9 protein-coding genes and 1 pseudogene are annotated in these 14,944 nt (G+C 37.5%); 7 read left to right on the plus strand and 3 right to left on the minus strand.

The window, feature by feature from the left end; all coding sequences use genetic code 11:
* Positions 1–388 precede the first annotated feature (388 nt).
* Entirely contained in the window at positions 389–2,422 is a 2,034-nt protein-coding gene (locus IQO02_RS12485; RefSeq protein ID WP_193838553.1) for an ATP-dependent nuclease, read from the minus strand.
* A 1,014-nt stretch (positions 2,423–3,436) separates the two neighbouring features.
* On the opposite strand from IQO02_RS12485, the gene IQO02_RS12490 reads away from it, so the two are divergent.
* Positions 3,437–4,267 carry a Hachiman antiphage defense system protein HamA gene (locus IQO02_RS12490; RefSeq protein WP_193838554.1) on the plus strand — a complete coding sequence of 277 codons (831 nt, stop codon included), beginning with the start codon at positions 3,437–3,439 and terminating at the stop codon, positions 4,265–4,267.
* 2 nt (positions 4,268–4,269) lie between these two features.
* Positions 4,270–7,593 carry a DEAD/DEAH box helicase gene (locus IQO02_RS12495; RefSeq protein ID WP_193838555.1) on the plus strand — a complete coding sequence of 1,108 codons (3,324 nt, stop codon included), beginning with the start codon at positions 4,270–4,272 and terminating at the stop codon, positions 7,591–7,593.
* A 427-nt stretch (positions 7,594–8,020) separates the two neighbouring features.
* Here the strand turns inward: IQO02_RS12495 and IQO02_RS12500 are convergent.
* Positions 8,021–8,398 (minus strand): annotated as a pseudogene (locus IQO02_RS12500) (carboxypeptidase M32); the annotation flags it as partial.
* A gap of 452 nt (positions 8,399–8,850) precedes the next feature.
* Here IQO02_RS12500 and IQO02_RS12505 point away from each other — a divergent pair.
* From IQO02_RS12505 to IQO02_RS12520, 4 genes are all read left to right on the plus strand, one after another.
* On the plus strand, positions 8,851–9,738 hold the full coding sequence (locus tag IQO02_RS12505; RefSeq protein WP_193838556.1) for an SGNH/GDSL hydrolase family protein: 888 nt from the start codon (positions 8,851–8,853) through the stop codon (positions 9,736–9,738).
* Positions 9,739–9,839: 101 nt separating this feature from the next.
* Positions 9,840–10,190, plus strand: a complete 351-nt coding sequence (locus IQO02_RS12510) for a hypothetical protein (protein WP_193838557.1) — start codon at positions 9,840–9,842, stop codon at positions 10,188–10,190.
* A gap of 76 nt (positions 10,191–10,266) precedes the next feature.
* Positions 10,267–11,103 (plus strand): hypothetical protein, encoded by an 837-nt coding sequence (locus tag IQO02_RS12515; protein ID WP_193838558.1) that lies wholly within the window; start codon positions 10,267–10,269, stop codon positions 11,101–11,103.
* On the plus strand, positions 11,100–11,939 hold the full coding sequence (locus tag IQO02_RS12520) for a hypothetical protein (RefSeq protein WP_193838559.1): 840 nt from the start codon (positions 11,100–11,102) through the stop codon (positions 11,937–11,939). The genes IQO02_RS12515 and IQO02_RS12520 overlap by 4 nt, the downstream gene beginning before the upstream one ends.
* Before the next feature lie 474 nt (positions 11,940–12,413).
* On the opposite strand, the gene IQO02_RS12525 is transcribed toward IQO02_RS12520, so the two are convergent.
* Positions 12,414–13,994, minus strand: coding sequence for a carboxypeptidase M32 (locus IQO02_RS12525; RefSeq protein WP_193838560.1), 1,581 nt, complete (start codon positions 13,992–13,994; stop codon positions 12,414–12,416).
* Positions 13,995–14,291: 297 nt separating this feature from the next.
* Here IQO02_RS12525 and IQO02_RS12530 point away from each other — a divergent pair, with 297 nt between their 5' ends.
* The gene (locus IQO02_RS12530) at positions 14,292–14,927 is read left to right on the plus strand and encodes a LysE family translocator (RefSeq protein ID WP_010438470.1); all 636 of its coding nucleotides are present in this window, start codon (positions 14,292–14,294) and stop codon (positions 14,925–14,927) included.
* Positions 14,928–14,944: the final 17 nt, after the last annotated feature.

The following is a 14,944-nucleotide window of genomic DNA, read 5'->3' on the forward strand; positions in this document are numbered from 1 at the left end:
CGCTTAGGTAGTAAGCGTACAGTTTATTTCTGTTGCTTTAAATTTCCATTTAAATAGGTGAGAGTTTATTTGTTTTTCTATAAGGAAAGCTTATCTTTAATGTTTAAGTGATTGACCTATCTGGTCACTAATATCTAATAAGAATAGAAAAATTTAAACCTGTTATTGTTTCATAAACAGTGATTTTTGGTTTAGATAAATCATTAAGGCACATAGAACACTGTTCACAGATTTGTTGATTTATTCTTTTATCGATGTCTAATAAAAAACAAAAAGATTCAGTTTATTAAGTACACTAAAACAGTGTTCAAGCTCTTTTCTGGACAAAGGCGTGTTAGTGTAATAACACTAACACAACCATAGTAGACTTAGAAAAAGTACCGTAGACCTAAGCAGTTGGTTCGGCGATTGTTTCTTCGGTGGACTCTTCTTCCGCGCTAACATCACCACTTGAGATACCAAGCATTAAATTTATCATTTGTACTAGGGAGCATGCCTTTTGCCCATCCTCCCAAGCCAACTCTAACGCATGTGATACTGCTAGAGGGTTTTTCAATAGACCTTTAGCTTGACCATATTTAGATACCGCTGAATCTCTATGTCCTTTCCACTTTTCACCTAATTCTTCTTCGAGCAAGTCTGTTATATTTGTTTTCCAAATGGTTATATTATCGAGAAAAACATGCTCTTCTGTAGGCCACTTGAACCCTTCAGGTTGCCCACAAAGTTGCAATATTGAGCCATTATCTTTTTTGTGTTTAGTAATCTCCCCATTTAGGAAATTAGCCTTATCGGCTTTTTCTGGATCATCCTTGATAGCATCATATGATGTTTGTTTATTTGTATCGCCATCAATTAGCACAAATGTCGGTATGTCCAGCAACCGAGCAATACATAGAGGTCTTAAAATCTCGCTTTTCCCATGTACTGGCACAATATGACCACCTTGACGCCTAAATTCTCCATATACACCCATTAAATGCATATAGGTCGTCAATATAGAAACGTCTTCTACGCCTTCAACAAATATTATCTTTTGTGAAAAGAACATTTCATTCAATTCAGGGCTTAATGTTGGTGATACCTTAGCGACTAAAGCTGAAGGGTTAGTTGGCTTAGATTCTACCGTATTTAATTTGTCAGCGATTTCCTGATAAGTAACTCGCGAAATTATTGATTCACTTGGATTTCCAGTTTCACGAACCATTCGAATACTTGAAACATTATTCGATGGTACAAAGTATGGGCTATGGGAACATAGTAAAACCTGAGCTGTATCCTCAGAAAGTTTGAACAGGGTTTCAGCTAAATACCTAACTTGAGGAGGGTGTTGATACAACTCTGGTTCTTCGATTGCCATCAATAGCTTGGGACTTTCCGAGCTATCTATGTTTACAAGCTCTTGTAGCAAAGCAAAAATGTACGAGCGCTGCATTCCATGTCCGAAGCGTGCCAATTCACCTTCATATCCATTATCTCCAATAACTACTTGTGCTATAGGTTCCTCGACCTTAATTGTTTTTTGCTCTTCATAGTTCCATTTTACATAAGCTTGTATATCGGGCTTCGACCATATTTTTAGTCGCTCCTCTATAGAATTGGAGACAGATGCAAGCACACTTTGTTGCGCTGCTAACATTTGATTATATGCACTTCGAGCATCGTCATAAATTTTTGCCAACTCAGTATCAAATGTAATTTGAGAGCGCACAGTCCTGTCTAGCAATATGCCTAAGGCTGAGTTTTTAGATTCTTCTGCTTCCTTTGAAATATCCTTAGTTGCAGGGATAAATACCCACTGTATATGAGTAGCAAGACGGTTACTGCCTTTTGACGCACCATAGAACTGATCTTCACTAGGAACATATGTACAAAGTAGAGGATTTGCCTCTTCAAATTCACGAAGTGCAGCTTCCATATCCGCCTTTGTTTTAACATTAGCCAAAGTGCTGAACGGTGACTGTGCTTTAATACCCTCATATATAGATTTTAGAACAGGTACTTTTTCACCAGACTTTTGAGCTGAAAACCAAGAGGCAAAGTCAGCAATTACTTTTCTTTGACCGTATTGTTTTACCACTGCATTGCCGCTATTGGCGTCATAAGTAGCTTCGGCAGTAATCGTGAGTTCGTCTTGGCGAACATAAGCCGAAAGATCATCTTTAGCTTGATCCGAAAGCTCTCCAAACGTTACGGTAATTCTTATTGGATCATTTGTATTTTTGTGGTGGAAATCATCTTCTGAAAGTTTAATCAAATCGGTTTGCGAGTTTTTGTTTTCTCTAAAGAAAAGGTTTAGCGCATTAATTACCGTTGATTTACCTGAACTATTTGCCCCAATGAAACAACTATAATCAGATATATCCACCTCTTGTTCTTTAAATGCTCTGAAGTTCTCGATTTTTAATTTTGTAATTTTCATGATAATCCCTAACAAAACATGCTGATTTATGAGAGCGCCTAACGCTCTTGCATAATGTCCATGGTGAAGATATTGGTTATGAAACTCAATGATTTACTATCTATATTGTGAGTCTAGAGCACAGCATAGGATGAAACCGTACTTGGATTAGATAAATGAGACCAAGCAGTAAGCTGTAGAACTACTGTGTGAGTAACTAATCTCGCAAACTTTGGGGAAAAGGTGAGTTTATTGAAGACTCAGATCAAAGTTGAACAGTGTTCATAGGCTGCATTAAAAATTTATCTCAATGAAGACTCTAAATCTCAACGTGATTGATATTTAGAATCAATACCCTTTAAGAAGGGGGCTGTTTGCCTAATTCTTCCATGGAAGCTCTCTCAGAATATATGAGTTTATAATCATCAAGACGAGTTGAGTGCCTCTTCTAATTTATCAAGCCCTGAACGCCTTGCATTCATGCATATCATAATGTTTGCTAGACATACCATTGCTTGCATGGAGTGATTGATAAACTATTCTTCGAGAAAACGAACTCTTCAAAAAAGCAAGAATCAGAAACATATTCGCCATCAGCAAAAGTGTGTTCAAAAGCACTTTTACCATGCAATGTGCGATGTAGTCCGTCATATCGGAAGACCAGATGTAGGATAGGGGATAATTTCTAAGATTGACGGTCATAATTGCGATGTCTTATTTTCTAAAGCAGAGCGGTACTGTAAAGCCTAGTCGATTGAGTAATAACTGAAAGGTCGACAGCACCTTCATGAGCTGAACTTTACCCGTGGCATTTCCTAGCACGAAAATGTCCCCAAGCTTGCTACAGCAATATTGTGAATGATTTACTGACCTACAAAGTCGACCAAAGTATGGTACTACGGCAAAATATGCTGCAAGCGTCTGGTTTTCTGAGTTATTTTCTGATGAACTGAAGGTAAAGAGGATAAACTAAACTGATTTAACTTTGATGATTAGTGAATTGCAACGCATAAATCAAAAGTATACGGGCGAATTATGAGCGCGAAAAAACAAACAACAGCTCAAAGTAAGTTAATCGGTGAACATCCTAAGTCGGGTTTGTTTTTTGATTGGTTTGAGTGTGAAGATACACTTGCAACAGCCAACAAAAAACATAGAAAGCTTACAAATAAAGGTATAAGCAGCGCTACTCTAGTTGAGCATTTGTCGCAATGGGTAATTAAACATCATGCAACCGAAGCTCGTATCGCTAGGATAGAGAGGAAAAAACAAATCCTAGCTAAGCATGGCTTCGCTCAGTATATGGAAGGAAAAGTTCCTTTTCCGATTAAGTCTGCAACTACGCAAAAAGGTAATCTAGGCGAAATAATCCTTGCAGAATACCTTACTGAAACATCAGGTTTAGAAATCCTTGTGTACAAACTGAGGTACAACCCGAATGTAGAGCAGTCTATGAAAGGAGACGATTTATTACTATTTGAAAAACAGAATATTCAAAATAGAGTAATAATGGGAGAAGCAAAATTCCGTTCGACTAAAAACAAAAAAGCTTTAGATGATATTGTTGAATCGTTATCGAATAAAAATTTACCCATATCTTTGACCTTTGTTAGTGACAGACTGGAAGAAATGGGAGATGACCTTTTAGCAAACGAAATTGATGATTTGATCACGAACCTCCATACCCAAAAAACTCCAGTTACATATGTTGGCTTTTATCACAGTGAAGCTTCTACATATAAGACTATAGAGAAACACTTAAACTCTAATAATAAAAACCTTGTCATAGTATCTTATGGTGAAGATAACCCAGCTCAGCTTGTTAAGAATAGCTTTGACGAAGCACTAAAAATGGTGATGGAGTAGAAATGGATACCGTAAAAGCTCAGAAGCTGTTTGATAAGCTTGAAAACGATGAATTCGCTCAGAACTTAATTGCGCAATCCAACGCGAAGAATATTCTTTTAGCTGTCAAAGAAGATGAAGCTAACTTTCCAAATTTTACAGAAGGATTAACGGATAGGGTTAATAGTATTGCCTTCGCATATTTGTCTATAGGTTGTGCCATAACTGAAAAAAGTGAAATTGATGATGTTGCTCTGCAAGCATTTGAGAAAGCAGGCGACATTATACATTACATTCACGCCCCTAATACTGAGCTTAGCAAGAAAAGTAGCTTTTACTTAGTTGTTAGTAGTTTATCTTTTTACCTAGCTTCTCAATATTCAAAATCGTTTATAGCGATTAAAAATGTCAAAGCTGAAACGCCATTAATTAATCTATTTAGCAGTTTTCTGAGAAAAGATCTGCAAGCACTTATTCACGAAATTAACAACATTCAGTTTGACGATGAATATGATAAAGTTTCTGAGGACGAACTGGAACAGAACAACAAGCATTATGCAATTATCTTATCTAAATCCCTCAATTTAGTGCTGGAATACATTTACTCGGGCAAAGAAGAATATCTTTATCTCGGACAAGAATCTTTAACTGACTTGAAAGAATTGGCTTCTATTGATGACGAACCTGCTATTTGGTGGTTATCGAGGTTGTTAATAATATTGCTTGATGTATTCAAGCAGTACTCATTTTGGAATGTGATACCAAAATTAATTAAGAGTGATATTACAAATGATTATGTAGCACAACTAGCATTACGAACACCACCAATTACGGAGTTATTCTTTGCTCAATATAATGCACTACAGGCGATGCAAGATGAAAATGATATTGTCCTGAGTCTACCAACAAGTAGTGGCAAAACCAGAATAGCTGAGATCGCTATTTTGGAAGCTTTGATTGATAACCCTTTTTCCAAAGTACTATATCTTGCTCCATTCCGTTCATTATCTTATGAGGTAGAGGAATCAATGGAGAAGACATTAGCCCCCTTGGGGTTTTCTACTACGTTCCTATATGGCGGAGGACAATTTAGTAAGCTAGATAAAGCACTAATCGAAAACTCAAATGTGATTATTGCAACCCCTGAAAAAGCCAAGGCGATAGTCAGGGCAGATGAAGATATCGCCAATGGAATTAGTTTGCTTATTATTGATGAGGGTCACCTTCTTGGGGCAGAAGAAAGGTTAATTAAAATTGAGTTGTTTATCGAAGAGCTAAAGCATCACGTCAATAAAAATGATGGCAAGATTATGCTTCTTTCCGCTGTCCTACCTAATACAAATGATATTGCCCAATGGATAGCCGAGGATAGTAGCAGTGTTTATCAAACCGATAAGACAATTGCAGACAAGCGATTTGGAACAATTAAGTGGACTCACGCTAAAAATGTAACAATAGAATGGTTTGGCGAACCAACCTCATTTAACAAAAATTTTGTCGAAAAGTTCTTACCACCTCGGGCAAGAACTAAATATTTTCCGAGTGACAAAAATGAAGGAATTGCAGCTACAGCATTAAAGCTATCGCAACTTGGGACTGTCTTGATGTTTGTTGCTCAGGCCAGATATGTTGTATCTTCAGCTAATAGGGTACTGAAGGCAATGGGAGGTACTCCCGAATTACACAACTATAACAATGAAGTACTTTTTGAGTCATTTAGGCTCGCTTGCGATGAAGCTGGTGTTAGTAACATATATGAGCTGGCTCGATATGGAATTCTATGTCATTTCGGAAAATTACCTACCGATGTCCGAATTTTGACTGAGCAACTAATGCGAACGGACAATGTTAAGGTTATTGTTTCGACCACTAGTCTAGGGCAGGGAGTTAATATAGGCATATCAACAGTAATTTTTGCTGATGTATTTATGAATCACCAAGACGAAGTGAAAATAGATTCAAAAGATTTTTGGAATATTGCTGGTCGAGCAGGAAGAGCCTTTACAGATATTGAAGGAAAAGTATTGTATTGTATTGATGAGACTAATTGGAGTTATCAAAGGGATCTTGGTTTTTGCCATGAATACTTTGACTCATCGAAAATGGAACATGCAAAGAGTGGATTGCTGGCACTAGTAAAATATTTAAAGAATATATCAACAGAATGTAATGTTAGTTTTGAATTATTGTTAGATTTAGTTGCTACTAATGATTTCTCTCAGTTTAAATCTGATAATAAAGATTACTCAAATATATTTCCGCAAGTATTCGACTGGGTTGATGACACACTGTTAGCATTAGACTACAAAAATAAAGCACACGAATTACAAGATCCTTCGAACTGGATTGACACAGTTTTTAGGAACTCATTGGCTTATATTCAAGCAGGAGATGATGAGGTGGTATCTCAAGAAGATATCATTAATTTTCTTAAAAGCAGAAATAGAGCAGTGATCAACATTGCTGGTGATTATGTGAATTGGGAAGGTATGGTTAAGTCTGGCATTCCGTTAAGCTCGTCAAAAGCATTAGACGATTATATTGACCCAATAAAAGAGAGCATAAAGGTTTACAAAGAGTCAGAAGGTTGTGCTACTGACCTAGCTGAATTTTCAAAAAGTATTGAAAAGATAGTTCAACAACTCCCAACAGTTACTTTTAAGCATGATTATGAAGAAGCAGAGTTGGATGAAGTCCGACTGAAATGGTTTAGCGCAAAACCACTGTCACAAATAGCTATTCACGAGAATGGTCAAGAGATATGTGTTTCCTATTTTTCAATGACGCTACCTTGGGCTATTAATGCAATTACAAGAAAGTTATTTGATTTAGAACTAGATGACGAAGCTAAATTGCTTGAAGAATTAGCGCTTTATTGCGAAATAGGCGTTCCTAATATGGATTCGGTGAAGATCTATTTGGCGGGATTAAAATCACGAGTAGCAGCATTCGAACTTTCTAATATACTCGTAGGAAAACTTACCAGTTTAAAAAAACTAAAGTTAGTCAAGTTGCTAAAAGATAATTCAGTAAACATTGAATTACTCTGCGATGAAGTAACAAAAAAATGGGTAGAGTTGTTTACTAGGGAGCAAGATGGCAAAGAAGAAGATGAATTGACTCAAATTAGTAATTTTGTTTTAAAAAATACTGAGCCTGAAAGCCATCAGCTAAATGTTCGTAGTTTCAATGGTAGCCTATATTTATGCAATGCAGATTTGACTGAGAAAATATTGATATCTTCCAGTAAAAAATTCCCGTTTAAATCCATCGCTGACAACCCTAAAGTCTACTTTGAAAAAGAAGCCTCGTACTGGGCTATGAGAGTCAGAGCCAGTCGGAACTAAACAATATAGTATTGAAGTCTAAAGGTGTCTTCTCCAGTGTATATCAAATGAGTTAGCTTTTTTCTAACTCTCTCTTTTTTTGTCCAGAATCGATTTAGGTTCTAATTCTCGCTGAACAGGAAGGGGTGGGTTTCAATAAATCTGGAAGAGAAGCTCGCTTCTCTTTTTCTATCCATAGTCGTACGATTGATTTCTACTGAGTATTTTGGGCAGAAGTTGTTTCATTTAGCTCATCATTATAGATTGTTGCTGAGTTTATGTTGAGTATTGAGATGGTGTTCACAATTACTTAAGCTAGTCTGTGTTTTCTTGGTTACATAATCACTCAAATAATTATGCATGTTATACGAATGCCAACCCAACCAATGACGGGTTGTGTCTCACACAGCACGCAGAATAACCCCAACCTATGCTGGGGTTATTTAAACTATAAGTAACGATTCCTTAAGTGCTCCTGGAAATGCATAGGGTTTAAAATTTCACCTGTAGCTTGTTTAACTAACTCATCAGTAGTTAGCAACGACCCTTTCGACCAAATATTTTCTGATAGCCACGTAAAGATTGGAGTCATATCTCCAGAGCGAATCGCCTCATCAACATTAACGGTTTGCTTCATTGATGCCATGAATTGAGCCGCATACATAGCGCCAAGCGTGTAGCTTGGGAAGTAGCCAAAACTTCCATCGCACCAATGAATGTCCTGCATGCAACCATCTCTATAATTATGTTTTATAAGTCTTTTATCTGATTTTGAAGAGCTTGATAAATTAGTGTTTAGTGTTCGCTCGCCGTCTGTCCAGTGGAGGATGTGACCTGCATTTTAAGGTAGTTGCGGCTGTCCAAATTCTTGCTAGCGGGGCGAATTAACTCAGAAATGCCCCTCTTCTGCTTTAAAATATTTTACCTGATATTTAACTTACGTGAATTTGACTTACTTTTACTCATGTTACAAGTTGTTTGATGATGCAGAAAAAGACAACTTGTAATATAACTGTACGAGTAATCAGAGTTACGATATCTGTGACTAAACTTCTCTGAACTATAACTAATCTTTTATCCATATGACCATTTTTCATCAGAGCTAGGCTCCTCGATAAATCTAAACTGCATTTTATAAAAAAAGTCAATCATGAGAAGTTTACTATCTTACATTCATCACACTTTCCAAGTTATCCACTATGCAACCAAGAGGGTAGGCTATTATTTAAACAATTTATGCGCGGAAATACTTAAATTTACTGAGTTTAAGGAATTTATATGAGCGATTACTTATATATGGATGAATGGAGTGAAGAAGAAGTAGCAAAGTTCAAAGAAGAGGGGATCGAACAGCAGGAACTTTTCGGAGCAAGAGGTCAAAGTGAACCTCTCTCTTTGTTAAAGCACCCCCAACTAGTCGCAGAAGGAGACTCATGGTTCGACTATTTACCTGGTACTGACCTCATAGATTGTCTTCGTAAACATCATGGGTACTTGATTAAAAATTACGGTGACGCTGGTGATACATTGGAAAATATGGTTTACGGTACTAAGTTTAATTCACGGTCGTTTCAACCAACAGAACCAACCATTTATAAAGTTTTACGAAAAGTAGAACAGATTAAGCCAAAGGTATTTCTTTTTTCGGGTGGGGGTAACGACATAGCGGGAGATGAGTTTGGGTCTTACCTGAATCACTTCGAAACTGGTTTACCACCCCACCGAAGCGATTACATAGAATACATGATTAACGTCGTTTTCAAAAAGTGTTGTGTTGATTTGATGTCAAAAATTTCAGAAATTTCACCTCAAACTCATATAGTTATGCATGGATACGGCCATACACTGCCGAGTGGAAAAGGCGTATCACTTTTGGGGTTCAATTTTTCAGGGCCATGGCTGCGCCCTGCACTAGTATCAAAAAGAATTAACAATAAAATAGATCAAATGAGGGCAGTCGAAGTGATGATTAACTCTTACAATGAAATGTTAAGTAGCCTTGATAAAACTACGCCCAATTTCCATCATGTAGACCTTAGGTCGATTATTGATCCTAAAAACGACTGGGCTAATGAATTACATCTCAAGAATAGTGCATATGCAAGGGTTGCAGATAAAATAAATAATATCGTTAGTAAAATTGATTGCAACCAAACTAGTAAATAAATTTAAAGGTTTATGCTTGTTGATTAAGCATAATGACGAGGGTAGAAATAATAGTTTTATTATTTCTACCTGCTTTTAATCATAACATAAAGGTGTGAGAAATGGCCTGGATCGGAAAAGATGGAAAAGATGACGTTGCCAAGTTAGCTGTACTAGGTGGTAATCAAGTTATTAGAGCTTTAAATGTTGTGCCTGGATTGGCTGTAACTTCTCGCTATCACAGAGTAGATTATGACTTAGCAAATGTCCCAACCCCCGATATAGTAAGTGATCATGTTGACTTTATTGAACGTTTAACACTTATTGGATATATCGACTCTTATGGTGGCAATGATCCGCTTAAACCATTCGTTATTGTCCATTCTGATGATGCAGCAATGTCAGAGTCTTTGGGTAAAGCAAGTCCTCTCGTTACTCGAGCGGGAGCAAAAGTTAGCGTATCAGTGGCTTAGTTTTTAAATCTATTTGTCTTCCTCTTGTTTGCATTAGCAATAAGGGGAAGTCAATTTTCTGAGTAGATAAGCAAGTATGAATCCAGATAGCTTCATTTTAGTTCTTGGTAGTGTTGATAGATTATCAAAAAACATCATATCATATATGAATATAAATAAGCACCCATACCTTATGTTAAATGAGAAAACAGTTAATACTATTAAGGACATACCTTGCGGACAATCGTTAAATGATTTTAATATTGAGTATTTGGATGGTAAAAAAATATCTTTTAGTAATTGTACTGGAATATTAGTAAATCACTTTTCTGTTCCACTTAATTCAGGAGTGAACGAAGAAAGGTTCTGGTCTGAATGGAACGCATTTTTCGGCGGAGCTATACTTTCTTCTCATAATAATGTTCTTAACCCTCCATCATCAGGTTCGTGGTGTGGTGAGTTTCCAACGATATTTCGCCAAATAGAACTACTAGAATCAAGTAAAATAGGTAATATTATATTCCCTAGCGTTGAAAAGTATTTCGAGTTTTCTTTTGGTAATGGAATATTCAAAAAAAATATGATTAATGAAGCCTTTTATATTCCATGTGAATATTGGGAGGCGGTGTTTTATGAAGAATTGAAACACGAGACAATATTAGAAGCATCGTGTTGTTTTGTAGATGACGAATTTATTTTTGAAGGAGTACAGTTTGATGAAACGAAAAGAATACTTGAGAAACTAGCTTCATCATTTGCAAAGAAAACTAATTCTAGGATTGGAGAAATAGGTGTCTTTATTATCGGAGGAAAGCATTGCTTCCGCTACGCTCTAACACGTCCAATACTCAATAGTTTTACAGGGATCAGAAGGTATGAAATTGTTGAAAAAATTTATGCTGCCTTAGTAAATGAGAAAGGAATCATGATATGATCTTACTCCTTTCGTCGAGGAATGATAAAACAACAGAATATTTTTATCGCTATATTAATAAAAATAACGGGAGTGTTATCAACTACTATTGGGATGAGTTTTTTGTTGCACCCCAAAATGTATTTAAAGAGTTTCTACGTGATGTACAGGTAGCGACAGGTGTCTATGTTAGAGAACCTACTGATTTTGATATAGATATTCAAATTTTAATAGATGGAATTTATTTTTGCTTAAGCGCACATCCAAATAAAATTATTCCAAGAGGAAGGTCATCTAATTGGAGTAAATTTTATCATCACAAGTGTTTAGAGAAAAATATCGAAGAGCTAGGGTTGAATTTAATGTTGCCAGAAACATTTATTGGGACAATAAATTATATAGATGAGTTCGGGGAGGATAGTGTATATAAGCCAGTAAGCAATATGCCAGGAATAGCAGTACGTTCTAATAACATGCTTCGATACCCTTATGAAACTAGTTATCCAACTCCTTTTATAGTCCAAAAAGAAATTATAGGTACAGAAGTACGAGTTCATGTTATTGATGACAAATTAGTGTCAATGCAATTGTTGAGAAGTAATGAAACTGCACTAGATAATCCTACGATGTGTTCTTGTAAACAGGTGTTACTTCCCGATAGTATTAAATCTGATCTTGTCACCTTAACAAATGTGGAGGGTTTAAGGTTTGCGGGTATTGATCTGTTTATAGATTGTAATAACGTATTCTGGCTTCTTGAAGTTAACCCAATGCCTGGCTATCATAGTTTTGATGAATACTCCGTTAACTCAGGTGACCCAAACTCAGATCTATTATATAAAAAGTTAGTAGGTTGAGTTATATACTCTCAAGCGCGATAAGGTTATTTTTTCTAGTTTTTAATTAGGAGATGTTACCTATTGTTTTGTGTGGATCTTCATCCTCAACTATTCTCGATAGTGATCGTAAAGCTCTTTTACCATTTATAGTGGACGCGTGAATTTGGCTACCTGATTGGCAATTTTGCAATACAATAGATAATCCGTAAATGCTAATTTAGTAAAAGTACTGATACATTTCTGTCCAGAATCGATTTAGGTTCTAATTCTCGCTAAACAGGAAGGGGGAGTGGGTTTCAATAAATCTGGAAGAGAAGCTCGCTTCTCTTTTTCTATCCATAGTCGTACGATTGATTTCCACTGAGTATTTTGGGCGGAAGTTGTTTCATTTAGCTCATCATTATAGATTGTTGCTGACTTTACGTTGAGTATTGAGATTGTGTCTCACACAGCACGCAGAATAACCCCAGCCTATGCTGGGGTTTATTTAAACTATAAGTAACGATTCCTTAAGTGCTCCTGGAAATGCATCGGGTTTAAAACTTCGCCTGTAGCTTGTTTAACTAACTCATCAGTAGTTAGCAACGACCCTTTCGACCAAATATTTTCTGATAGCCACGTAAAGATTGGAGTCATATCTCCAGAGCGAATCGCCTCATCAACATTAACGGTTTGCTTCATTGATGCCATGAATTGAGCCGCATACATAGCGCCAAGCGTGTAGCTTGGGAAGTAGCCAAAACTTCCATCGCACCAATGAATGTCCTGCATGCAACCATCTCTATAATTATGTTTTATAAGTCTTTTATCTGATTTTGAAGAGCTTGATAAATTAGTGTTTAGTGTTCGCTCGCCGTCTGTCCAGTGGATGTCTTGCATACAGCCATCAGTGAAGTTGCCTTGAGTGCTTAAACCAAGGTAAGACTGCATCTTAGTGTTCCAAAGTTCAGGGACATCGGTGTGTTTGATCTTACCGTTGATCAAATCACGCTCAATCTCGTAACGTAAAATGACGTGTGCTGGGTAGGTCAGCTCATCGGCATCAACACGGATGAAGTCTTTCTTCACGCGAGTATAAATCTTCTGGAAGTTATCTTTTTCAAATTCAGAGCCTGAGAACTGTTGACCAGCCATGTTTGCTAAATGTCCAATGAACGGGTCGCTGCGACCAACTTGCATCTCGAAGAACAAAGACTGAGATTCATGGATACCCATCGAGCGAGCTTCACCCGCAGGTTGACCTGCTAGGTGTTTTGGTAAGCCTTGTTCGTAACGTGCGTGTCCTGTTTCATGTACGATCCCCATTAAGCTTTGAACGAACTCAGCTTCGTCGTAGCGCGTTGTGATACGCACGTCAGAAGGCACACCGCCACAGAATGGGTGAACACTTTCATCTAATCGGCCGTGTTCGAAATCGAACTGAAGCAGCTTCATAACTTCTAAGCCCAGTGCTTTCTGTTTCTCGGTCGAATAGATACCAGATGGCGCGTTAAGTTGCTCGCTTGATTGCTTTTCGATTACTTCGTCTATCAAACTTGGTAGCCAGGTTTTAACGTCTGCAAATAAGATATCCAGTGAAGCAGAGCTAGTGCCCGGTTCATAGATATCAAGCATGGCATCATATGGTGTTAGGTTAGCGGCATCTGCGCGGATTTGTGCTTCTTCACGAGATAACTCAACCACTTCACGCCAGTTCTTTTCGAATCCAACCCAGTCGTTGTTACCACGTTGGCTACGCCATGCATGTTCACACTTTGAACCTGCGAGAGATTTTGCTTCAACCAGTTTTTCTGGAAGTAGGTTAGCTTGTTGCCATTGGCGTTTTATTTCACGCAGAGATGATTGTTGTTCGTTATTCAAAGTTTCGTTTTCAGCGGCTGAAATCCAATCACCAAGCTGTGGCTGAGTCATTAGGCCGTGAATATGAACAGATACCTCGGCCATCGCTTCACTACGAGCTTGGTTTCCCCCAGATGGCATCATGGAAGCTTGGTCCCAACCACAAATAGAGGCGAGATGTTGAAAGCGTGAACACTTTTGAGAGTGTTCGACTAGTTTTTTGAATGCGCTCATTTGACTACTCTTAATTTGGTTTCTTTAAATGATTTTAATGGCAGGGCCAAGGCATGAACTCTTTTCTAGTGTACTTGGATTATGGCTCTGCTTTTAATAATGTTGTATTTCACAGTAGAAGATATAGTTTTAAAAGTATGAAGCAGTACGATGCCATCAATTTACTATTTTTTAACAAATTAGACTGTACCATTGTGCACAAAATCAGTGAGTTGTATAGACAATGGCAATTGTTACTTGCGAATTATCCAGATACACGGTATTGATGATAACTCGCTGAACAAGAATGATAATGATATGGATATTTTGAACTTTGAGGCATTTCTGATTGCCATCACTATTTTAACGCTAACACCGGGTTTAGACACGGCATTAGTGATTCGTAATACTAGCCGCTCAGGCTTAGCCGATGGCTGTATGACGAGCTTTGGTATTTGTAGCGGCCTTTATGTGCATGCGTTTTTCTCTGCTGTGGGGATCTCTGCGATTCTTGCTCAATCAGCTGAACTTTTTCAAGCTGTTAAAATGGTAGGCGCGGTTTACCTAATTTGGCTTGGTTTAAGCAGTTTACGAGCTTTGATGAAAAACGGCGGTGGAATGAATGTTGGTGAGCAAGCTCAACAGGCATACAGTACAAAACGCTCGTTGCGAGAAGGCTTCTTGTCTAATGTTTTGAACCCGAAAACGGCGGTATTTTATTTGGCTTTTCTGCCTCAGTTTGTAAACCCAGAAGGTTCGCCTTTACTACAATCTATGTTGATGGCTTCCGTGCACTTTATGATTGCGATGGTATGGCAATGTAGCTTGGCTGGCGCACTTAACTCGGCTAAGAACTTGTTAAAGAATGCAAGCTTCATGAAATGGATGGAAGGGGTCACTGGTATGGTACTGGTAGGACTGGGTGTTAAGCTTTTGATGGAAGACCCTACCTAAGCTAATTTAGTTTCAAT

Source organism: Vibrio sp. OPT24 (assembly GCF_015163545.1).
Classification (GTDB): Bacteria; Pseudomonadota; Gammaproteobacteria; order Enterobacterales; family Vibrionaceae; genus Vibrio; species Vibrio cyclitrophicus.